Genomic DNA, 22,336 nt, shown 5'->3' with positions numbered 1-22,336 from the left:
TTAGTCTCGCTGACGTGCTCGCACCCGAGCGGCGGACGCGCGCCGACCTCTATGCCGCAGTCGCGATCGCCGTTGTCGTGGCGATCGCGGCCGCTGTCGCGTGGTCGACGAGCGACGCCCGCGGCACCGAATCCGATCCCGCGGCCCATCCGGCCTCGGTGGCGCCGGCGGCCGATCGGCTGCCGGACGCCCTCACCGAACGGTGGCAGGCACCCGACGGCGTCTCCGCGCGGGCGCTGACCTCCAGCGGCGTCGCCATCACCGGCGACGGCGGCACCGTCCGCGGTCTCGATGCGACCACCGGGCGAGAGCTCTGGAAATACCAGCGCGATCTGCCCCTGTGCGCGCTGGAGAGCCAGTTCGCCACCGTGATCGCCACCTACCGCGATCCGCGCGGGTGCAGCCAGACCACGATGCTCGGCGCGGAGGACGGGCGCCGGCGCACCGCGCGCAGCAGCTATATGGACTCGCAGGTCCGGCTGTCCACCGACGGCACCTATGTGCTGGCGCAGGGACCACGCCGGCTGGAGATGTGGCGTTCGGATCTGGTCCGCACCCTCGAATACGGCTACGTCGACGCGCAGGTGAACCCGCACACACAACCCCGGCACGGCTGCACGCTGCTGTCGGCGGCCTCGGGTGGCAGCCGCCTGGCCGTGCTGGAACGCTGCCCCGACGACGCCGCGGACCGGCTGACGGTGCTGAATCCGGCGCCGAAGGACGCCTCCGCCCCGGAGGAGTACGGCTCGCACGTCCTGACCGAACCCGGGGCGGCGGCCGGCAATGCCCGGGTGATCGCGGTCGCGGACAACCGGATCGCCCTGTATCTTCCCGGAACCGACGCCGCCCCACCGGAATTCGCGATCTACGACGCCAACGCGAATTCACTTGCGGTGCACCGTCTCTCCGCGCCGATCGCCGACAACAGCACGGTGACCCGGCTCGGCTCGGCGTATTTCGTGTTCACCGGCAACAGCGTGATCGCCTTGAGCGCGAGCACCTTCGAGCCGCTGTGGACCGCACCGGACGCCCTGGGCGCGCCGGCGATGATGGCGGGCAACGTCCTGGTGCCGGTGGCCGACGGGATCGCGGCCCTCGATCCCGGCAGCGGCGCCCAGCAGAAGCGGATCCCGTTGCGGCGCAGCGACTACCACGGGGAGCCGATCTCACTGGCCGTGAGCGGTCCGGTGGTGCTGGAGTTGCGGGGCGGCCGGCTCTACGGAACCAGCTGAACCCTCGCGTCGATCCGTCCGGCCGGTCGCTCCCGCGGTGCGGCATGATCGGAATCATGAGTGCATCGGACAGGGACTATCGGCTGGTGCTGTTGCGGCACGGCGAGACCGCGTGGTCGGCGGCACGCAAACACACCGGGCGCACCGATATCGCGCTCACCGAACGCGGCGAAGCTCAGGCGCGAGCAGCCGGAAAGGTCCTCGCCGGTCTCGACCTCAGCGATCCGCTGGTGCTGACCAGCCCGAAGAAGCGTGCCGTGCACAGCGCCGAACTGGCCGGGCTGCCCGATCCGCGGATCGACGACGAACTGGTCGAATGGGATTACGGCGACTACGAGGGCCTGACCACCCCGCAGATCCGCGAAACCGCCCCCGGCTGGACCGTCTTCACCGGCGACGTACCGGGCGGCGAATCCGTCGACGCGGTCGGCGCGCGGGCCGACCGGGTGCTGGAATCGGTGGCGTCGGCGCTGCGCACCCGCGATGTGGTGCTGGTCGGGCACGGACATTTCTCCCGGGTGCTGATCGCGCGCTGGGCGGGTTTCCCGGCCCGGGAGGGACGGCGCTTCTTCCTGTCCACCGCCGCGATCAGCGTGCTCGGCCACGATCATCAGGCCGCCACGATTCTGGCGCACAATATCGTGCCGCCCGAGGCCGGCCGATGATCCGCCGCGCCACGCCCGAGGATGTGCCCGCCCTCGTCGAACTGGTCTACGACCTCGCCGAATACGAGAAGGCACGCGACCAGTGCGCGCTGACGGCCGAGGACCTGCACGCCGCGCTGTTCGGTCCGGCGCCGGCGGTGTTCGCCCACGTCGCGACCGTCGATGCGCGGGTCGCCGGATGCGCGATCTGGTTCCTGAACTATTCGACCTGGACCGGTAAGCACGGCATCTACCTGGAAGATCTCTACGTCCGGCCCGAGGCGCGCGGTCGTGGCCTGGGCAAGGCCCTGCTCGCCGAGCTGGCCCGCGAGGCCGTGGCCCACGGCTACACCCGGGTGGATTGGTCGGTGCTGGACTGGAATACGCCCTCGATCGAGTTCTACCGCGGGCTGGGCGCGGTGGCACAGGACGAGTGGACCGGCTTCCGGCTCGCCGGTGACGCGCTCGCGCGGCTCGCCGATTCCGGAAATTCCTGAGAATTTCTCGCGCCGGTGTCGATTCCGCGGCGGGGTGCGCGTCGAAGAGTTGAATGGCTCGAAAGGCGGGCCACCTACTCGGAGGACGAAATCATGTCGCAGTATCTGATCCTCATCTATCAGGACGAGCGTGCCGCGGCCGAACCGGAGTCCGGCAGCGCGATGGCGGAGAGCCACCGGCAGTTCGGCGAGGACCACGCGGCGGCGCTGCGTGGCGGAAACGCGTTGCACCACAGTGACACCGCCACCAGTGTGCGGCCGGACGGCGCCGGCGACTTCGTGATCACCGACGGCCCGTTCGCCGAGACCAAGGAGCAGCTCGGCGGCTACTACCTGGTCGAGGCCGAGGACCTGGACGCCGCGATCGCCATCGCCCGGCGGGTGCCGATGGAATTCGGGGGCGTGGAAGTGCGCCCGATCCTCGAATTGAGCTGAGCCGCACCGTGCTCGACGGCTGCTCCGACCACGGCTCGACCGATCGCGGCGGCCCCGACCGGGTCGCCGCGGCGGTGGCCGACGCGCATCGCCGGGAGTGGGCGTTCGTACTGGCGGCGACCGTGCGGGTGACCCACGACCTCGAACTCGCCGAGGAATGCGTTCAGGACGCGTACGCCCAGGCGTTGATGCGATGGGCCGCGGACGGAATTCCGTCCCGGCCCGCGGCCTGGCTGACCACGGTGGCCCGCAACCGCGCACTCGATCTGCTACGCCGCCGGTCCACCGCGCGCCGGGCGTTGCCGCTGCTTATCGCGGACGAAAAGACCACCGAGACAGGTATTTTCGATGCGATCGACCCGTACGACCCACAGTTCCCCGACGACCGTCTGCGACTGATCTGCACCTGCTGCCATCCGGCACTGGCCCCGCAGACCCAGGTCGCGCTGACCCTGCGCCTGGTCTGCGGACTCACCACGGCCGAGGTCGCGCGCGCCTTCCTGGTGGCCGAGCCGACGATGGCCGCGCGGATCACCCGCGCCAAGAAGAAGATCGCCGCCGCCCGGATCCCCTACCGTGTGCCGGGCCCGGCGGAATTGCCCGAGCGCATCGAGGCCGTGCTGGCGGTGGTGCATCTGCTGTTCACCACCGGGCACACCGCGCCGTCGGGCGAGAACCTCATCCGCCGCGATCTCACCGAACGCGCCCTCGATCTGGCGCGGATGCTGCACGGTCTGCTGCCCGAGGATCCGGAGGTCGCCGGCCTGCTCGCCCTCCTGCTGCTCACCGACGCCCGCCGCGCGGCGCGGGTGACCCCCGAGGGCGCCATGGTCGCGCTGGCCGATCAGGACCGCGCGCGCTGGGACCGGGAGGAGATCGGACAGGGCATCGCGCTCGTCCGCTTCGCACTGGAACGGCGGCCGGGCCGCTACGCGCTGCAGGCCGCGATCGCCGCCGTTCACGCCGAGGCGCCCAGTTACGACGCCACCGACTGGCAGGAGATCCGCGGGCTCTACGACGTCCTGAGCCGGATCTGGCCCTCGCCGGTGGTGGCGCTCAACCGGGCCGTCGCGATCGGGATGGCCGGCGATCCCGCCGCCGGTTTCGCCGCGCTCGACGCACTCGCCGCCGAACCGCAGCTGGCCGGGTACAGCTATCTCCCCGCCGCCCGCGCGCACTTCCTCGCCGAACTCGGGCGGCTCGACGAGGCCCGGCTAGCCTACTCCGAGGCCCTGTTGCTGACCGAGAATGCGGCCGAGCGCGAATTTCTCGACCGCCGCCTGGCCGACCTCGACCGATAGGGTGGACCGATGGAGGTCACCGTTCGTCCCGTGACGGAATCCGAAGTGCCGGAACTGGCCCGGGTACTGGGTCTGGCCTTCGACGACGATCCGATCATGCAGTGGTGCCTACCGGCCGACCGCACCCGGCCCGCCCGCGCGGCGACCATGTTCGGCGCGCTGATCCGGCATCTGTACCTGGCGCACGGGGCGGTCGACGCGGCCTTCGACGAATCGGGCCGGATCGTCGGGGGCGCGGTGTGGTCGCCCCCCGGGCAGTGGGATTCGTCCGGTGGCGATCAACTGCGGATGCTGCCCGCATTGGCACGTGCGTTCCGATTGCGACTGCTCGCCGTCGGGCGGATGTCGGACCGGATGAGCAAGGCGCATCCGCACGAACCGCATTGGTATCTCGCCATCGTCGGCACCGATCCCGCGGTCCGCGGCAAGGGGTACGGGCACGCCCTGCTGGGGCCGCGGCTGGCGCACTGTGACGAAACCGGCGCGCCCGCCTACCTGGAATCCAGCAAGTTCGCCAATATCGCCTATTACGAGCGCTACGGCTTCGATCTGCGCGGCGAACTCGACGTCACGGGTGGCGGACCGCTGCTGTGGCCGATGTGGCGTCAGTCGGCGACGTCGTAGGCCTGGGCCATCCAGCGCACCGACGGCGGCGAGAAGATCAAGCCGAGGGTGACGAGGGCGACCAGCCCGACCGGGATGCCCAGTTCGAACCGATGCGAGCTGAGCATGTACCACGCGGCGGGCAGCAACAGCACCTGCGCGATCACCACGATGGCCCGGCCCCAGCGCTTACCGCGCAGCAGGCCGATACCGGCGGCCAGCACCGCGCCGGCCAGGATCACGAACCAGGCGGCGGTGCCGTACGCCGATTTCGCGGAGGTGTCGGCCGACGTGATGCCCTGCACCACGAGCACGATCGCGATGATCACCCCGATCAGGCCCTCGAGCGCGGCCAGCGCACCCGCGCCGCGCACCGTGCCGGGAGTCGGGTCGGCCGCGCCGCCGGTGGTGCCGCCGGTGCTCTCACTGTCCGCGTTCTGCTTCGCCACCTGCCCAGCGTAGAACCGCGCGAACCGGGCCTCGCACGCGTGGTCGCCTCCGCGGGATCCGGTGGCGATCGCTCAGTAGGCTGCTGAGGGTGCGGACGCTGTTGATCGTGAATCCGAATGCCACCTCGACCACTCCGGCCACGCGGGATCTGCTCGCCCACGCGCTGGAGAGCCGCACCCAGCTCATCGTGGCCCACACCCAGCATCGCGGCCACGCCGCCGAATTGGCGCAGTGGGCGACCGATGCCGAGATGGACCTGATCGTGGTGCACGGCGGCGACGGCACGGTCAACGAGACCGTCAACGGATTCCTCCCCCTGCCGAAACAGGCCACGTCCGGGCCGGACTCGGCCGGCGCCGCGGAATCGGCCGCCGCGCAACGTTCGGGCACCTGGATCCCGCGACTGGGCGTGATCCCCGGCGGCTCGGCGAACGTGTTCGCGCGCTCGCTGGGTATCGAAGCGGATCCGGTGGCCGCGACCAATCAGCTCATCGATCTGCTCTCGCTCGACAACAGCGAGGCGCATGCCGGCGATCGCCGGATCGGCCTGATGGTCGCCGACGGCCGCTGGTGCGCGTTCAGCGCGGGCGTCGGGCTGGACGCCGACGTGTGCGAGGCGATCGATCGCAGCCGCGCCGCGGGCCACGCCGCCACCCCGGCCCGTTATCTGCGCACCACGGTCCGGCAATTCTTCCGGGCCAAGCGGCGCGAGCCCGCGATCACCGTGCGTGTCCCCGGACGCGAACCGGTGCCGGGCGTGCATTACGCCTTCGTGACGAATACCAGTCCGTGGACGTATCTGGACAGCACCCCGGTGCGCACCAATCCCGGGACGACGTTCGAACGCGGACTGGGTGTGTTTGCGATGCGGACGATGGGGGTATTGCCGACACTGTCGGTCGCCAGGCAACTCCTGGCTTCCGACGGAGATCCGAAGGCCCGCAATTTGTTTCGCGTCGACGACGTATCTTCGGTGCGAATCGAGGCCGACGACGAGGTCGGTCTGCAAATCGATGGCGACTTCATCGGCCGGCGCAACGTGGTGGATTTCACCTCGGTGCCGGAGGTGCTCGAAGTAGTCGCTCCCAAGCCGGAATCCAGCCGACACAACTGAGAAACATCGCAGTTGTGCTGCGGAAACCAGCGCAAGCGAGTACAAAGGACTCCGCAGGCCCGGCTTTTCAGGGCTTTAGAGCGTGAGCTTCCCCACGGTGCACCCGAAGGCTATTGACATCTACGGTGTTCGTGAAAGCATTCACAAGCAACCGTGCGGAAACATTCGAGACGCACAAGTGAACGGACCACAAACCAGCGGCGCCTTGCGGCGCCCATGCAAAGGAGCAGAGGAATGGACTGGCGCCACAAGGCCATCTGTCGCGACGAGGACCCCGAGCTGTTCTTCCCGGTGGGTAACAGTGGTCCGGCGCTCGCGCAGATTGCCGATGCCAAGCTGGTCTGCGCCCGCTGCCCCGTGACAGCCGACTGCCTGTCCTGGGCCCTGTCCTCCGGACAGGATGCCGGCGTGTGGGGTGGTATGAGCGAAGACGAACGCCGGGCGCTGAAGCGGCGCAACGCCCGCACCCGCACTCGCAGCGTCGTCTGAGACGCGCGGCGTTACCGGCTCGTAGTAAACCGCACAACCTCGACCGGTAACGCATTTCGGCCCGGCACCGGAAAGGTGCCGGGCTTCACTGTTTTTGTTGCCGGATTGTTTTCCCGCCCTATTTCACATAACCGTCCGACGGCGATTCGGACTTATCCGATTTCCGCGAGTGGCGGTGCTTGCGTGGGACGCTTTCAGCGTGAGTTGCGACGGCCCAGCGGCACCCGCAGCACCGCGTCGGTGCCGATATCGGCGCCCGGGTGCAAACCGATCGAGCCCCCGAGTTCCGCGGTGACCAGAGTGCGCACGATCTGCAATCCCAGCCGATCGGAACCCTCCAGGCTGAATCCCTCCGGCAACCCGCGCCCGTCGTCGCTGATGATGACGTCCAGCCAGCGCGCCGAACGCTCGGAACGTATTGTGACAGTTCCGTTTTCGCCGGCATCGAAGGCGTGCTCGATGGCGTTCTGCACCAATTCGGTCAGCACCATCACCAACGGGGTCGCGCGTTCGGCGGAGAAAACTCCCAGCGAACCGTCGCGGCGGACCTTGATGCGGGCGGTGTGCACGGTCGCCACATCGGCCATGATCGGCAGCAGGCGATCCACCACCTCGTCGAGGTCGACCTCCTCGTCCACCGACATCGACAGCATTTCGTGCACGGAGGCGATGGAGGTGACGCGGCGCACCGATTCGGTGAGCGCCACCCGGGCCTCCTCGTTCTCGGTGCGGCGGGCCTGCAGGCGCAGCAGCGCGGCGACGGTCTGCAGGTTGTTCTTCACCCGGTGATGGATCTCGCGGATGGTGGCGTCCTTGGACAGCAGCGCCCGGTCGCGGCGCTTGACCTCCGTGACATCGCGGACCAGCACCGCGGCCCCCGCCAGTTCACCGTGCGGGCGCAGCACCAGCGTGCGCAGCAGCACCGTCGCACCGCGGGCCTCGACCTCCATCCGCCGCCCCGATTTGCCGGCCAGCGCGGCCTGGATGTCGCTGACGACCTCCTGCGCGTCGAACGGATCGGTGATCAGGGAACGGGTCGACTGGGCCAGATCCTGTCCGGCCAATTCGCTCTGCAGGCCCATGCGGTGATACGCCGACAGCGCGTTCGGGCTGGCGTAGACGACCGACCCGTCGGTGTCGAGACGGATGAAGCCGTCCCCGGCGCGCGGACTGGAATGTGAGCCGGTGCGGTCCTCCAGCGTCGGGAAGGTGCCGTCGGCGATCATCTGGCACAGATCGTCGGCGCAGCTCATATAGGCGTGTTCGAGGCTGCCGCGGACCTTCGAGCGCTGCATATCGGTATCGCGGCCCAGCACGGCGATGACGTCGGTGCCGCAGCGCACCGGAATACCCTCGCGGATGACTCGTGCGGGGGTCGGGTGGTAGACGCCGGCGGATTCGCCGTCACCCTCCACACGCACGATCTCGCCCGAGCTCAGGGCCTGGAAGATCTGCGGATGATCCTGGCGGGAGGCCAGCGACCCGACCAGATCGTCGGGCTGAACCGTCGGGGCGGTCGTGGGCCGGCACTGGGCGACGCACACCACATCGGCACCGTCGGTCACCGGGCCGATGCCGACCCACAGTTGCAGATCGGCGAACGACAGATCGGCCAGCAGCTGCCAATCCCCCACTACGCGCTGCAGATGATCCACCGCCGCACCGGGGAGATCGGTGTGTTCGGCGAGCAGATCACTAAGAGTGGACACGGGAACAAAGGCTACGGCACGCGCCCGCGGGCCGAAGTCGTGTCGCGGCCGAAGCTACGAGATGACGGCGATCAGATCGCCCTTCTGGAGGACATCGCCGGGTTTCACATTGATCGAGGCCACGGTTCCGTCCGACTCGGCCACCACCGGGATCTCCATCTTCATCGATTCCAGCAGGACCAGGGTGTCACCCTCATGCACCGCCGCACCCTCCTGCGCGACGATCTGGAAGACGGTCGACACCATCTCCGCGAGCACTTCCTCAGCCATGACACCCTTCCGGTCGATCGGCCCGTATCCGCTGACGGTACAGCCAACCACATCCGTACCGAGAGCGTTCGATCGCTCGAAAGATACCGGGCCGTAGGCGCTGTCGCGCCGGCTATGCGGTGGCGCTCACCGTGACCCAGGTGTTGTTGACCGCGGCCGTGCCGGACAGCGGGTCGACCAGCGCCGGGTCGTGGAGGAGGTTGACATTGGCGCCCGGGAGGGAGGCGGCGACCCGCCAGCCCACGCCGGGTTCACGGTGGCCCCAGCCGTGCGGGATCGCGACCGTGCCGGGGCGGATGTCGTCGCCGACCTCGAGGGTCACCACGATCGAACCGCTCGGCGAGGAGACCGTGACCGGTTCGCCGTCGGTCAGCCCGCGCGCGCCGGCGTCGACGGGATGCATGAGCACGGTGCAGCGATCGCGGCCCTTCACCATGGCCGGGACGTTGTGCAACCAGGAGTTGTTGCTGCGCAGGTGGCGCCGGCCGATCAGGCGCAGATCGTATCCGTCGGCCGCGGTGCGCGGCGTGGCCGGCAGATCGGCGAGCAGCTTCGCCACCTCGGCACAGAAGTCCTGCGGCGCCAGCCGGACCTTGCGGTCGCGAGTGCCGATCAGCGTGCGCAGGCGCGGGCGCAGCGGTCCGAGATCCACACCGCCCACGGAAGCGCGCAGCTTGGTGATCGTCAGGCCCGCCCGTCCGCGGCGCAGCACGCCGTACGGACCGGCCGCGATGCCCAGGGCCGCCAACCGCAGGGGCGAGAGTCGTTCGAATACCGCGTTGAGCGCCTTGCCCGTGAGGCGTCGCGCGGGCAGCGCCACCACCTCGGTGACCAGCCGGGCCATGATCTGCCAGTCCTCGAGCCCGTCGGCCGGCGGCTCGAAAACCTTGGCGTCGTAGCGCAGGTTGTTGCGCACACTGAACACCGGGAACAGCAGATTGACGTCCTCGCGCTCGAGCTGGGACACCGGCGGCAGGATGATGTCGGCGTGCCGAGTGGTCTCGGTGACGTACATGTCCACGGCCACAAAGAAATCCAGCGATTCCAGCGCCGCGTCGAGGCGCCCGCGCTGCGGCGTCGACAGCACCGGATTGCCGGCGTAGGTGACCATCGCCCGGATCTGCCCGCGGCCCTCGGTGAGAATTTCGTCGGCCAGCGCCGCCACCGGCAGTTCGGATCGGAAGGACTTGTAGCGGCCCGAGCGATCGGTCCACGCCCCGTGCCCCATCGGCAGGTATTTGGCGTACCGGGCGGCGTCGACCGGCGCGGTCGCGAACATCTGGCCGCCCGCCCGGTCCAGATTGCCGGTCACCGCGTTGATCGTGTTCACCAGCCAGTGCGTGAGCGTGCCGGTCACCTGCTGACACACCCCGATCCGCGCGTAGAGCACGGCCGAGCGGGCCGCGGCATGGTCGCGGGCGAAACCGCGGATGGTCTCGGCGTCGACACCGGCGTGCGGGGCCGCGAGTTCGGGAGTGCACTGCGCGACGGTCTCGCGCAGCTCGTCCCAGCCCGTGCAGCGCGCGCGCACCGCCCGCTCGTCGCACAGCTTCTCGTCGATCAGCACATGGAGCACGGCCAGCAGCAGGTAGACGTCACCACCGGGGACGACCGCGATGTGCTGGTCGGCCAGCCGCGCGGTCTCGGTGCGGCGTGGATCGATCACCACGACCGTGCCGCCGCGCTCCCGCACCCGCTTGATGCGCTGTTTGGCGTTCGGCATGGTGGTCACCGACCCGTTCGACACGGCCGGATTGGCCCCCAGGATCACCAGCCGGTCGGTGCGATCGATATCGGCGACCGGCATGAGGACATTGGATCCGAACATCCGCCAGGCCGCGAACTCCTGCGGGAACTGATCGATCGACGAGGCGGAGAAGAAGTTGCGGGTCAGCAGCGCCACCCGCAGCAGCACGCCGTACAGCACCGAAGAACTGTGTGCCGCAGGGTTTCCCAGATACATGCCGATCGCGCTCGGACCGTGTTCGGAGCGGATCTCGCGCAGCCGCTGCCCGATCTCCCGGAACGCCTCGTCCCATCCGATCGGCTCGAACCGATCGCCGACTCGGCGTACCGGTGTGCGAAGCCGGTCCGGGTCGTGGTGCAGTGCACCCATCGCGGTGGCTTTGGGACAGATATATCCCTGGGACAGCACATCGTCGGGATCTCCCTCGATCCGGACGACGCGGTCGTCCTCGACGGTGACCCGGATTCCGCAGTGCGCCTCACATAGGGTGCACTGCCGAGAAACAATGCGAGTATCCATGGCACATCCTCTCAGCGCGGCATCTCGCAGCGTACCGGCGCCCGCGGCATCGGTACAGCCCCGCCGGATCGGCGCTACCGCCCGCGGATCTCGTAGAGCAGGGTGCGGCCGTCGCGGACGACCGTGCGCACGGATTGCCGGTAGGTCGCGTGACCGCCGTCGGGCCGGTATTCCTCGATATCCACATCGAACAGTTCCGGCTCGCGCGTGGTGATGTGGACGCAGTACGTGGTCCCGACCGGGATCACGGTGTCGATCGCCTGCTGCAGCCCCACAGCGGGAGCGACGTTGACGGTATCCGGCGCGACGAAGGCCTGGGCGCGCTCGCCGCTGCGCTCGGTGTAGTACGAATATTCGAATCCCAGAATCGAATTCGGCCCGTCGGTGACGCCACCGGCGCCGTTGCCCACCACGATGCCGTCGTGCGCCTCGGCCGGGCATGCCGGAGTCTGCGGCCCGGGAGCTGGGGCGGAGGTTTCGGCGGAGCCGGCCGGAGCGGAGGTCGTCGAGGTCACGATCGCGGCAGCGGTACCCGGTTCCTTTCGCGTGGCCGTGACGGCCAGCGCGATTCCGCCACCGGCCAGCGCGAGCACGACGACTGCAGCCGATGCGACGATCCACCATTTGCGGCCCCGGGGCCGGCGCGGCGGACGCGTGGCCGGGCCCAGTGCGAGCTGGATGGCATCGGGATCGATCGCCCATTCCGGCGACTCGGGCGGGCGCCGGACGATCCGCGGCGGCGAGGCCGCGGGACGCGAATCGCGCAGCGGAGGCGGCTGCGGCGGGCGGGGCGGCGAATACCAATCGGCGGAGCCCACCGGCGGCCCGAACGGTTGCGGCGCGTGCCCGGGCGGCCGGTTGGATTCAGAACTCATCACATCCCTCACGCCCGCTGCTGTCCCGCGGGGAAGACGATGCCAGCACTTGCCCCGGCGCACAACCGGAAGCCGCTCCCAGCAGTGGGAGGCACTACTTGCAATTCACGAGCGATCTTGGCTATCGAACCGACTCGGGCGCGCTCGCGGCAATCATGCGGATAACGCATCGGCTATGACACTGCCGGACCGAAATAATGCGCAATAGCTATTACCGTACGGAAGGGCGCGGACGACTCGGTGGCGCCGCCGGAATCTGCGCCGGCGGTCGCGGTCCCGGTTCGACGGAGTTCTCGCCATTCATCTCGGCGGTTGCGTGCATTATTCGAAGCCCGCGCATCACCGCCTCGGATATGCCGACCACCACCGCCGTCTCGGTCGATGCGACGGTAGTATCCGCCGCAGAAAGAATTGTGCGGACCTATTCTCCATCGCCCGCGCAATGTCCGGTCAGGAGTAATTCATGACGACGAAAACGAGCCGCGATACGAGCAGCGCTCCGCACGTCACCGCCGAACAGCTGAGTCCGCGCGATGCGGTATTCGTCTACGACGAGTTCGAGCGGCATCCGTCGAATATCGTCGCCGCCTATGTGTTCGCCGGCGCGACGGACGCGGCCGGATCGGATGGACGAGCGGTGAGCCGGGCACAGGTGCGGGCCTGGATGCGGGAGCGGCTCGGCTACGCACCGCTGTTCCACCGCCGGCTCGAACACGTACCGGGCGATGTCGACCTGCCGTACTGGGTCCCCGACTCGGGCTTCGACATCGACCATCACGTGACGATCGAGGAACGTGCGTCGTGGCCCTGGGACGAGGTGCGCGGTCGCTTGGCCGAGATCGCCGCGGCCCGTATGGATCTCACCCGTCCGCCGTGGGAACTGCACCTCTTCGACCGCGTACACGGCTTTCCCGAGACCACCGAGCCGGTGACGATCGTGGTGCTGAAGTTCCATCACAGCGTCGGCGACGGTGTGGCCACCCGCGAACTCGAACGGAAACTGTTCGGCGCCGCGGACACTCATCCGCCGCTCCCCACGATCGATCGCCGCTGGTCGCAGCCCTCCGCGCTGCTGCGCGCCGCCGCCGTCACGCCGTATCGGTTCGCACGTTTCGTCTCCGGCGTGGCCCGCACGCGGGCGGCGGCCCGCACGGTCCAGGCGGAGGTCGCGGAAAACCTGCTCCGCGAACCGATTCCGCTGCGTCCCGCTACCCGCTTCAATCGCCGCATCGGCGCGACACCCGCCTTCGATCTCGTCACCCTGCCGCTCGCACAGGTCAGGGCGGCGAAAGCGGCCTCCGCCGAGCGCATTACGGTCAACGACCTGCTGTTGGCCGTCGTCTCGGGCGCGCTCTCGGCCTATCTCACCGAGCAGAGCGAAACCCCGTCCGCGTCCTTGAGCGCGATGGTGCCGATCTCGATGCGCGGACTCGGCCGGTGGAATTCGGCGAATCAGCTGTGTCAGATGTCGGTGGACCTGCACACCGATCTCACCGATCCGCTGGAACGGCTGCGCGCGATCCGGCAATCGGCCCAGGACGAGAAGCGGCGCTGGGCCGACCCGGCGGTGATCGTGCGCGAGAGCCGGATGCAGACCTCACCCGCCTGGCTGTTGCGACTGGCCGGATGGGCTCGCGCGCAGCGGGTTTTCGACAACGTCGACACAGTGCCGCTGTCCAACACCACCATCAGCAATGTGCCGCCGGTCGCGGACCGGCTGGAATTTCTCGGCGCACCGGTGATCAGCGCCTTCGGCGTCCTCCCGATCATGGACGGCGACGGCCTGCGGCATCTGATCACCTCCCAGGGCGATCAGGTGGTGATCGCGGTCAGCTCCGATACCGGCATGCTCCCGGATCCGGCGCGGTACGGCGAACTGCTGCTGCGCTCGTTCCGCGAACTGAGTGAACGGCTCACGACACAGGGGTGATGGCCGCGCGGCGGCGCGGAGCGGCTCAGTTCGCGCCGATGGCCGCGGCCATCATCGGCCACGATTTGTGCAGGTCGTCCTGCCAATAGCCCCACGAGTGGGTTCCCGCCGGGTGGAAGTTGTAGGTGATGTCCGTGCGTCCGAGTTCCCGGGTGCGCTCGGCGAGTTTGGCCGTGCAGTAGTTCGCCGCCGATTCGATACCGCCGCCGAGGAGAACCTGATTCGCCAAAACCCCGGTGTCGGCCCGCACGCTCGGGTCGGCGAGACTGTCGTGGCGGCCGGGAAGTCCGCTGGCACTGGAGATGTACATCGGAATTCGCGGCAGCCGGTCGGCGTGCAGATAGGGGTCGTGCGCCTTCCAGCCCTCTCCCCCGACCGGTCCCCACATATTCGTCGCATCGCCCTTGCCCAGGCTGATCACCAGGCTGACGAACGACTGGCCGATCGGATCGCTGGTCATCGCACAACCGCTGTACGCGGAGACGCTCCGATAGAGCGCGGGCGCCTCGATCGCCAGATCCAGCACCGAGGTACCGGCCATCGAGATGCCGGCCAGCGCATTGGCGCCGGTGGTGCCGAAGGCCGAATCGATCACGGGCGGAAGCTCTTCGGTGAGGAAAGTGGCCCACATGTTCCGGCCGTTGTTCTTCAACTTCTTCGCCAGGCCGGGGTCGTCGCGCTGCCAGTCGGTGTAGTAACTGAACGCGCCCTCCATCGGAATCACCACGTTGACGTTCTTGTCGGCGAAGAAGTCCGCGGCATCGGTCTGCGCCAGCCAGGTCGCGGCGTCCTCGCCACCGCCGGCGCCGTTGAGCAGATACAGCGTGGGCGCCGGGGTACCGGCGTCCTTCGCACGCAGCACTTGCAGCGGGATGTCGCGATCCATCGACGGTGAGTGGACGCTGATCTGGAGTACACCTCCAGGACCTGTGGTTTCGCTGACGACGTGCGCCGCCGGCGCGGCCGAGACGGTCGGTGCGACCGACGTCCACAGCAGGGCGGCCGCGCCGAGATATGCCACCAGACAGGCGATCGCGCGCACCACGCCGCTCCTCGTACCGCTCGACACCACTACCACCTCTACACACCACTGTGGGGGCGCACCCGGTTCGAGTGAGCCCCCACAATCGACAACTGGACTACTTTCCGGCGGCCGGGGTACCACCGCTGAGGGTGATGAGCGCATTCACGATGGTGGTTCCGACGGAACCGGCGCTCTGTGAGCCCATTCCCAGAATGTCGATGAGCGATCCCATTTCTTTCTCCTAAATATCCGTGCATCGAGTCACCGCGCGCAACTCGATGAATACGAGCGGTTACGCCGAATTACTTGACGATGCTTCCGAGCGAGCCGAGGAAGGTCTCCCACAGTCCGTCTCCCGCAACTGCGGAGCCCAGGGCCGGAATCAACGCGGTAAGCAAGTCGCCCATCGAACCCATCGATGAATCTCCTTTGTGAGCGTGTTCAATCGCCTCTCAGTCGCCGGAATCACGCCTGAGAGTTATCAGTCACGGCCGGTACCGGTTAGTGACCGAGGCAACATATCAAGCGTCCACTTTTCAAGCAAGCACCTCCTCTAAAACCGGAAGCAGCCTTCCCGCTCGTTTGTAGCTACCTTTCGGCAACTTCCGGCCGGAATCGGTTACACCGAACCGGACCAGGGTCCGCGGCGCGAACCGCCCACCGCCCAGCGAGTTACCTTGCTCGACAACACGTTTCACTTCCGGCCGGAAGTTTCACCTCACGCGGAACCGGGTAGGGAATTGTGCACGCACCACATCGCCCGACGGGCTCGACAGCTCTTCGAGACCCTTCGTTTCGCTAGGAAATTTTTTTCGAAACCTCGCCGGAGACCCGTCACACCCGGGAATCGGGCTCACAACGCTGCGCGAGACCGGTGATCCCGGCCGCGCGGACGGTGTGCGATGATCATGGCGAACAGCTCGGACGGCCGGCCGCTTCCTCGTCGCGGAGGCCAAAGTTGTTCTCTCCATGAGCTTTTCCTGGTCAACAGACCGAGTGCTAGTGCTCGACCCTCACCGATGCCTGCCCGGCCGAACGCTGTCCACAGCTGCGTCGTCGCCCTGGGTTTGCCGCGCCGTTACGCCGTGTCGACTCGTCATGTCTCCGGCCTGCCCGCGGAGCCGCATCGGCTGTACGTCGGATTTCGATCGACCATCGAAAGGACTTTGGCACGTGACATATTCGGATTCGGCGCAGGCCGCGGACGCGATCCTCGAACTGACCGACGACTTCTACCAGGACCCGCACGCGGTCTACCGGGAGCTCCGGGCCCGCGGTCCGATCCATCGCATCCGGCTGGACGGGGTGGTGGGCTGGTTGGTGGTCGATCACGAGGTCGCCAAGCAGGCCTTCCTCGAGCCCGGCATCAGCAAGAAGATCGGGTCACCGGAGGGGCAGGCCGTGCTCGCGCGGAACGGCGCGGTCGACCGGTTCAACGGCGCGATCAACGACAACATGCTGTTCGCGGATCCGCCGCAGCACACCCGCCTGCGCAAACTCGTGACGAAGGCCTTCACCGGCCGCGCCGTCCGGGAGCTGGGTCCCCGCATCACCACCATCGCGGACGAACTGCTCGCGGAGATCGGCACCCGCGATCGGGCTGACCTGCTGGACGCCTATGCCTTTCCCCTACCGGTCGCGGTGATCTGCGAACTGCTGGGAGTACCGGACGACGACAAGCACGACTTCCGCGCGTGGACAGCGGTGGTCGTCAACGATTCCGCGCCGATCGAGGAGCGCACCACCGCGGGCATCAGCTTCTTCAGCTATATGACGAAGCTGATCGCCGCACGCACCGACAGCCCCGGAGACGATCTGCTCTCGGAACTGATCATCGCCAAGGAGGACGGTGACCAGCTGGACCAGAGCGAGCTGATCTCGATGTTGTTGCTCCTGCTGGCGGCCGGGCACGAAACCACGGTCAATCTGATCGGCAATGCGGTCTACGAGATGCTGCGCAATCCGCGCATCGCCGAGCGGCTGCGGGCCGAGCCGGAAACCGTTCCGGCCTACGTCGAGGAAATTCTGCGCAGCCAGGGGCCGGTGCACCTGGCCACCGCGCGCTACACCACCCGGCCGATCGTGCTGGGCGGCCGGGAGATAGGCGCCGGCGAATTCATCCTGATCTCGCTCGCGGCCGCCGACCGCGATCCGGACCGCTTCACCCACCCGGATCGGGTCGACGTCGATCGTGCGGACAATCGGCATATCGCATTCGGGCACGGCATCCACTTCTGTCTCGGCGCCGCACTGGCCCGGACGGAGGCCACCATCGCGATCAACCGGCTGCTCGACCGGATTCCGGAGCTGTCCCTCGACCCCGAGTACGGGGAACCGATCTGGCGTAGGAGTCTGCTGATTCGCGGGCTCACGGCGCTGCCGGTGAGCATGGTGCCGGCGAACGAGCCGGAGTTGGAGTTCTCGGCGGTGTGATCGGCGGATGACGCCGGGCGGCCGGTCGGCCGCCCGGCGTGCGCCTCACCGTCGTCGCACCACGATCACCGGGCATTCGGACGACTGCAACAGGGCATGGCCGGTCGAACCGAGCAGCATTCCGGTGAATCCGCCGCGGCCGTGGCTGCCGACCACCACCAGCTGGGAATGTTCGGATTCGGCGAGCAGCGCCCGAGCCGGCCGATCGGCCCAGACCACCGGCCGCACATCGACATCCGGATACTGTTCCCGCCATCCGGCCAGACTCTCCGAGAGAGCGGCGCGCTCCGATTCGCGCACTGTGTCCCAGCCGGCCACCGCGACCTCGGGCAGGCTGATATCGCTCCACGTATGCACGGCGATCAGCGGCACCTTCCGCCGCGACGCCTCGTCGAAGGCGACGCCGATCGCGGGTTCACTGTTCTCGGTGCCGTCGACGCCGACCACCACCGGCTTCGCCGCGGTCACCATGTCGGTCGCGGAATTTCCGGGAATCACCGCGACCGGGCAGTGTGCCCGCTGCACCACCGCCGAACTCACCGAACCGAGCAGCGCCCGCCGGACGGCGCCGCGCCCGCGACTGCCGACGACCACGCGGTAAGCCCGTTCCGACCGTTTGATCAGGGTCGGGATGATCGGATCGAACACCAGCTCGGCATTGGTCTCCAGCGGCCCCTCGACCAATCCGGCGATCCGGCGCGCCTCGGCGACGATGCGCTCGCCGTCCTCGCGCACCCAATCGGCGCCACCGGTCCATACTTCCGAGCCGAAACCGGTCGGCAGCGTGGCCGAGGTGACGATGTCCAGACGCCGCCCGTGCATGACGGCATCGACCGCGGCCCAGGCCACCGCCTGATAGGAGATCTCCGAGCCGTCGACGCCGACCACGATGGGCCGGTCGGGTTCGTCGGCGGTATGCGCGTCAGCTGATTCGGTCATAGTGGCTCCACTTCGTCTCGGCGAGCGGTATCCGCGCCGAGATTACCGGGGAGAGCGGGAGGCAGCATCGTTCGTTCCGAATGAACGGCGGATTCGCGGGCGCACAGGCTGATGGGATCACGCCGTCGCAGGCATCGAGTACCGTCAACTCAGCAATTTTTCAGCGCACAGCGTCGCGCTTCCCGCCACGACCGCCGAACCGGCGAGTTGCGCGCAGGTATCGATATGCAGACAAGTTGAGCCACAATGATTCCGGCGCGGTGGTCGGCCGTCACACGGCACGGATATGTTGGACCCATGTCTCGCGATTCCACACCGACCAAGATCGCCCGCAATCGCCGGGCACGACACGGTCCGCTGGTGGTCGTCGCGGCATTGGCCTCGATCGCGGCCGCGACCGTCGGCGCGTCGGCGGACCCCACCGGCGCGACGGCCGTACCGGAGGGGCAGGCGTTCTACGACGCACCCGCCGAGGCGATCGCCGGACCGCACGGCTCGGTGATCCGGGCCCGCAGTATCACCGGTGATCCGGGCCTGCCCGGGGCGCGGAATCTGCTCGTTCTCTATCGCTCGGTGGATCTACAGGGCCATCCGGTCGCCGTCTCGGGAACCCTGGCGGTGCCCGGCGGCACACCACCACCGGACGGTTGGCCGCTCATCTCGTGGGCGCACGGCACCACCGGGGTGGCCGATATCTGCGCACCCTCGCGCGACACCGGTCCCGACTACCCCGACCACGACTACACCGCGCAGGTGCGCGACGTACAGCAGCGCTGGCTCGCGGCCGGATACGCGGTGGCACAGACCGATTATCAAGGGCTCGGCACCCCGGGCCCGCACGGGTACCTGATCGGCACCACCGAGGCCCGCGCCGTGGCCGATATGGCCCTGGCCGCCCGTGAACTCGACGCATCGATCGGCACGCGGTGGGCGGCGATCGGCCACTCACAGGGCGGCCAGGCGGCCGTCTTCACCGATGCGCAGGCCCGCGCCTGGGCGCCCGGACTCGATCTGCGCGGTGTGGTGGCACTCGCCCCGGCATCGCAGGTGGAATTCGGCATCGGAGCGCAGCGGGTGGTGAGCACGGTCGGGGCGGGTGAAGTCCTCGCCGGCACGCTCGGCAACTCGAATGCGTTCCTGCCGTTGCTGATTCGCGGCGCGCAGACCGCCGCGAACATCGATCCGTCCCGCTTCCTGACCCCGCGCGCACTGAGCCTGCTGCCCGAGGCCGACACCGGATGCCTCGGCTCCTTGCGCGCACCGGACAGCTGGGGCGGCCTGCCCGCCGATGCGGCGTTCAGCCCGCTCGGCGACGCCGCACCCCTGCTCCGCGTACTGACCGACAACGACCCCAGCACCCAGCGCGTCGACGTACCGCTGCTGGTGTTGCAGGGCAGCGCCGACACGACGGTGCCCCCGCGCGCGACGGATGCGATGGTCGCCCGCTTGCGCCTGGCCGATCAGCAGGTCACCTATCGGACCTACCCCGGCGTCGACCACCGCGGCATCCTGCAGGCATCACTTCCCGACGCCCTCGCCTGGGTCGACGCGCGCTTCACCTCCTGAACCCGCACGCGAATTCGGCTCGGCTCCACGTCGTTCGGACACCCGAGCCGTCGCCACCGTCTATTTCCCGGCGTACATCTCTCGCATGTTCTTTCCCATGAGGGCGACGGCTGTCCTGCGCGGCAGAATTCGGGACAGCAGTGTGCCGTTGAAGCGGTTGGCCCGGCCGGGAATCACCGAGGGTTGTCTGCCGAGTGCGGCCAGGCCCGCGGCGACCACCGGGGCGACCGGCATCACCTTCGGGGAATTGCGGACAGTGCGCGGTTGCTCGGCGCGGTACCCGGGGGTGTCGGTGGGGCCGGGAACGACCGCAACGACGTCGACACCGTGCGGACGCCATTCGTCCCACAGTGATTCGGCCAGATTCAGCGTCAACGCCTTGGTGCCCGCGTACGAGGCGTACATGGGGGTGCCGAGCAGGCCGGACATGGAGCTGAGCAGGATCACCCCGCCGCGACCCCGTCCGATCATCGGCGGCACGAATCGGTGCAGGACGGTCATCATCGCGGTCACGTTGATGTCGATCGTCTTCAGATGCCGTTCCAGCGGTGTGTCCAGCCACATGCCACAGACCGAGAGCCCGGCGTTGTAGACGACCAGGCCGAGTTCGACGTCGTCGACCAGCAGCGCCACCGATTCCAGCACCTCCGGCGCGGTGATGTCGCCGGTGACCGCGTGGGTGCGGATTCCGTAGCGGTCGGCCAGATCCGTTGCCAGCGTGTCGAGTTCGTCCTTCTCCAGCGCGACCATGACGAGGTTCAGGCCGCGTTCGGCGAGCTGACGGCAGAATTCGGCCCCCAATCCCAGCGCGGCACCGACCACCAACGCCCACGGCCCGTACCGCTGTGGAAAGCTCATCTGCTGTCTCCTCGACCTCGATCAGAAACGGGTGCGAGTCCGATCATTGCATCCAGGAGACGAACTCGCCTCCGGCGCGGTCCCGAGGCGCCGGCCGGGCCTTCGCGATCCGCCTGCGCGACAACCGGTTCAGGTGCGGGCGGGCAGACTTTCCCAGCCGCGCACGGTCGAGGTCGGCGACAGCCGCGCCTGCGACATATCGACCTCCCACTCCGGGAACCTCTTCAGGATCTCCTCGAGTGCGATGCGACCCTCCAGCCGCGCCAGTGCCGAACCCAGGCAGAAGTGGGTGCCGACGCTGAACGCCAGATGCGGTTGCGGTGCGCGCCGGATGTCGAAAACGTCTCCGTCCGGGGCGAAGTGGCGGTGGTCGCGGTTCGCCGCGCCGATCAGGAACATCAGCACCGACCCCTCGGGCACCTTCTGCCCGTAGTACTCGACCTCGCGGGTGACGTAGCGGCAGGTGTGCGGAGCTGGCGATTCGAAGCGCAGCAGTTCCTCGATCGCCTGCGGGACGAGCGCCGGATTCTCGACCAGCAGCCGGCGCTGGTCGGGATGATCGGCGAGAACCTTTCCGGCCCAGCCGATCAGGCGGGTGGTGGTCTCGTTCCCGGCGCCGGACACCACATTCACGTACATGAGCAGTTCGTCGCGGGTGAGACGGCGCTCGGTGCCCGTCTCGTCGACGAATTCGACGTTGAGCAGTTCGGTCATGATGTCGTCGGAGGGATGTTCGGCGCGCCAGTCGATATAGGGGCCGAAGATGTCGCCGGACACCATGCCCTCGGAGGCGGCCTTCATCGGCTTGCCCTCCTCCGTGCGCATCTGCTCGTTGGCGAAATCGCGGATGGCCTCCTGATCCTCTTCCGGGATGCCGAGCAGCATGCCGATGGTCCGCATCGGCATCCGGGCGCCGATATCGGCGATGAAGTCCAGGCGGCCGGTACCGACCAGCGGATCGAGACTTTCGGCACAGAAGTCCCGCACCTTCGATTCCAGCGCCTTGATCTTGCGCGGCGTGAACATCCGGGAGAGCAGTTTGCGGTGGATCGTATGCACCGGCGGATCCTCGAAAAGCAATACGCCGGACGGTATTTCGATATTCGCCTTGATGAGCTCCAGGATCGCGCCGCGGCCGGAGATGAAGGTGTCCTTGTCGATCAGGCCGGCGTTGACGTCCTCGAATCGGCTCAGCGCGTAGAAGTCGTGCTCGGCGTTGTAGTAGAGCGGCAGCTCGTCGCGCAGGCGCTTGAACATGGGATAGGGATCGGCGTTGAGTTCGACGTCGTACGGGTCGTAGTGGACGTCACTGGCCGCGCTGATGGTCACTGGTTCACCCCTTGCGGAAATCTCCGGAATGCGGCTCGGCCGCGGACAGGCACACGGGCAGGCGGCTGCGGGACCTCGGGTCATGGCGCCTCCCTCCACCGTGAGAGAAGGATATTCTCAAAAACTGGGAATGGCAATCCCGCAGGTTACATGCAGATCCCGCTATATCTAGGGCGTTCGCTGCGCGTCGCAGGTAGAGTAAGGTTCTCAATGCGTGGAAGTATTGTTCTCGCAGGTCTGCCAGCCACCGGCCCGACGAACGGAGCGCGCAGTGACGTCCGGAACCCACCCCTCGCCGCCGGATACCGGTGATGTCTCCGATCGCGATCTGCTGCTGGCCGCCGCCGAAGCCGAGGCCGAGGCCGAAGCCGC

At 68.1% G+C, this 22,336-nt stretch carries 20 protein-coding genes; 11 read left to right on the top strand and 9 right to left on the bottom strand.

Annotation, left to right across the window (positions count from 1 at the left end; all coding sequences use genetic code 11):
• The first annotated feature begins 14 nt into the window (after positions 1–14).
• The 6 genes from NN2_RS03420 to NN2_RS03395 all read left to right on the top strand — a co-directional run bounded on the left by NN2_RS03420 (position 15) and on the right by NN2_RS03395 (position 4,733).
• A complete protein-coding gene (locus NN2_RS03420) occupies positions 15–1,232 on the top strand; it encodes an Rv3212 family protein (RefSeq protein ID WP_063010274.1) in 1,218 nt (405 codons plus the stop codon).
• A 56-nt stretch (positions 1,233–1,288) separates the two neighbouring features.
• Positions 1,289–1,897 carry an acid phosphatase gene (locus NN2_RS03415; RefSeq protein WP_082856700.1) on the top strand — a complete coding sequence of 203 codons (609 nt, stop codon included), beginning with the start codon at positions 1,289–1,291 and terminating at the stop codon, positions 1,895–1,897.
• Complete coding sequence (locus tag NN2_RS03410; RefSeq protein ID WP_063010271.1) at positions 1,894–2,373, top strand: GNAT family N-acetyltransferase; 480 nt, start codon at positions 1,894–1,896, stop codon at positions 2,371–2,373. The genes NN2_RS03415 and NN2_RS03410 overlap by 4 nt, the downstream gene beginning before the upstream one ends.
• Before the next feature lie 93 nt (positions 2,374–2,466).
• Positions 2,467–2,808, top strand: a complete 342-nt coding sequence (locus tag NN2_RS03405) for a YciI family protein (RefSeq protein ID WP_063010269.1) — start codon at positions 2,467–2,469, stop codon at positions 2,806–2,808.
• Positions 2,809–2,816: 8 nt separating this feature from the next.
• Positions 2,817–4,109, top strand: a complete 1,293-nt coding sequence (locus tag NN2_RS03400) for an RNA polymerase sigma factor (protein ID WP_063010267.1) — start codon at positions 2,817–2,819, stop codon at positions 4,107–4,109.
• A gap of 30 nt (positions 4,110–4,139) precedes the next feature.
• Positions 4,140–4,733: a GNAT family N-acetyltransferase gene (locus NN2_RS03395; protein WP_245658526.1), complete on the top strand. Its 594-nt coding sequence runs from the start codon at positions 4,140–4,142 to the stop codon at positions 4,731–4,733.
• Here NN2_RS03395 and NN2_RS03390 read toward each other — a convergent pair.
• On the bottom strand, positions 4,715–5,161 hold the full coding sequence (locus NN2_RS03390; RefSeq protein ID WP_369829576.1) for a hypothetical protein: 447 nt from the start codon (positions 5,159–5,161) through the stop codon (positions 4,715–4,717). The two genes, NN2_RS03395 and NN2_RS03390, sit on opposite strands and share 19 nt — an antisense overlap.
• Before the next feature lie 89 nt (positions 5,162–5,250).
• On the opposite strand from NN2_RS03390, the gene NN2_RS03385 reads away from it, so the two are divergent.
• A complete protein-coding gene (locus tag NN2_RS03385) occupies positions 5,251–6,276 on the top strand; it encodes a diacylglycerol/lipid kinase family protein (protein WP_063010263.1) in 1,026 nt (341 codons plus the stop codon).
• Positions 6,277–6,510: 234 nt separating this feature from the next.
• Positions 6,511–6,765, top strand: a complete 255-nt coding sequence (locus NN2_RS03380; protein ID WP_030516005.1) for a WhiB family transcriptional regulator — start codon at positions 6,511–6,513, stop codon at positions 6,763–6,765.
• A 194-nt stretch (positions 6,766–6,959) separates the two neighbouring features.
• Here NN2_RS03380 and NN2_RS03375 read toward each other — a convergent pair whose 3' ends face one another.
• The 4 genes from NN2_RS03375 to NN2_RS03360 all read right to left on the bottom strand — a co-directional run bounded on the left by NN2_RS03375 (position 6,960) and on the right by NN2_RS03360 (position 11,885).
• Complete coding sequence (locus NN2_RS03375) at positions 6,960–8,474, bottom strand: sensor histidine kinase (protein WP_063010261.1); 1,515 nt, start codon at positions 8,472–8,474, stop codon at positions 6,960–6,962.
• A gap of 54 nt (positions 8,475–8,528) precedes the next feature.
• The gene (locus tag NN2_RS03370) at positions 8,529–8,744 is read right to left on the bottom strand and encodes a biotin/lipoyl-binding carrier protein (protein ID WP_062963647.1); all 216 of its coding nucleotides are present in this window, start codon (positions 8,742–8,744) and stop codon (positions 8,529–8,531) included.
• A gap of 112 nt (positions 8,745–8,856) precedes the next feature.
• Complete coding sequence (locus tag NN2_RS03365) at positions 8,857–11,010, bottom strand: molybdopterin oxidoreductase family protein (RefSeq protein WP_063010259.1); 2,154 nt, start codon at positions 11,008–11,010, stop codon at positions 8,857–8,859.
• Positions 11,011–11,084: 74 nt separating this feature from the next.
• A complete protein-coding gene (locus NN2_RS03360) occupies positions 11,085–11,885 on the bottom strand; it encodes a DUF8176 domain-containing protein (RefSeq protein WP_156511195.1) in 801 nt (266 codons plus the stop codon).
• A gap of 463 nt (positions 11,886–12,348) precedes the next feature.
• On the opposite strand from NN2_RS03360, the gene NN2_RS03355 reads away from it, so the two are divergent.
• Positions 12,349–13,815, top strand: a complete 1,467-nt coding sequence (locus NN2_RS03355) for a wax ester/triacylglycerol synthase family O-acyltransferase (protein WP_063010256.1) — start codon at positions 12,349–12,351, stop codon at positions 13,813–13,815.
• Positions 13,816–13,840: 25 nt separating this feature from the next.
• Here the strand turns inward: NN2_RS03355 and NN2_RS03350 are convergent, their stop codons facing one another.
• On the bottom strand, positions 13,841–14,860 hold the full coding sequence (locus NN2_RS03350) for an alpha/beta hydrolase (protein ID WP_245658524.1): 1,020 nt from the start codon (positions 14,858–14,860) through the stop codon (positions 13,841–13,843).
• A gap of 1,152 nt (positions 14,861–16,012) precedes the next feature.
• Here NN2_RS03350 and NN2_RS03345 point away from each other — a divergent pair.
• On the top strand, positions 16,013–17,272 hold the full coding sequence (locus NN2_RS03345; protein WP_063010254.1) for a cytochrome P450 family protein: 1,260 nt from the start codon (positions 16,013–16,015) through the stop codon (positions 17,270–17,272).
• A 45-nt stretch (positions 17,273–17,317) separates the two neighbouring features.
• Here the strand turns inward: NN2_RS03345 and NN2_RS03340 are convergent, their stop codons facing one another.
• Entirely contained in the window at positions 17,318–18,211 is an 894-nt protein-coding gene (locus tag NN2_RS03340; RefSeq protein ID WP_063010252.1) for a universal stress protein, read from the bottom strand.
• A gap of 297 nt (positions 18,212–18,508) precedes the next feature.
• Between NN2_RS03340 and NN2_RS03335 the strand changes: the two genes are divergently transcribed.
• On the top strand, positions 18,509–19,777 hold the full coding sequence (locus NN2_RS03335) for an alpha/beta hydrolase family protein (RefSeq protein ID WP_169812368.1): 1,269 nt from the start codon (positions 18,509–18,511) through the stop codon (positions 19,775–19,777).
• 60 nt (positions 19,778–19,837) lie between these two features.
• On the opposite strand, the gene NN2_RS03330 is transcribed toward NN2_RS03335, so the two are convergent.
• Both NN2_RS03330 and NN2_RS03325 read right to left on the bottom strand, forming a co-directional pair.
• Positions 19,838–20,635, bottom strand: a complete 798-nt coding sequence (locus tag NN2_RS03330; RefSeq protein WP_063010248.1) for an SDR family NAD(P)-dependent oxidoreductase — start codon at positions 20,633–20,635, stop codon at positions 19,838–19,840.
• A gap of 129 nt (positions 20,636–20,764) precedes the next feature.
• Positions 20,765–21,964, bottom strand: coding sequence for a cytochrome P450 (locus tag NN2_RS03325; protein WP_063010246.1), 1,200 nt, complete (start codon positions 21,962–21,964; stop codon positions 20,765–20,767).
• Positions 21,965–22,336 lie beyond the last annotated feature (372 nt).

Source organism: Nocardia nova NBRC 15556, from assembly GCF_001613005.1.
GTDB lineage: Bacteria > Actinomycetota > Actinomycetes > Mycobacteriales > Mycobacteriaceae > Nocardia > Nocardia nova.
Note: the sequence above shows the minus strand (reverse complement) of the source record. Positions and strands in the feature narration are given on the sequence as shown.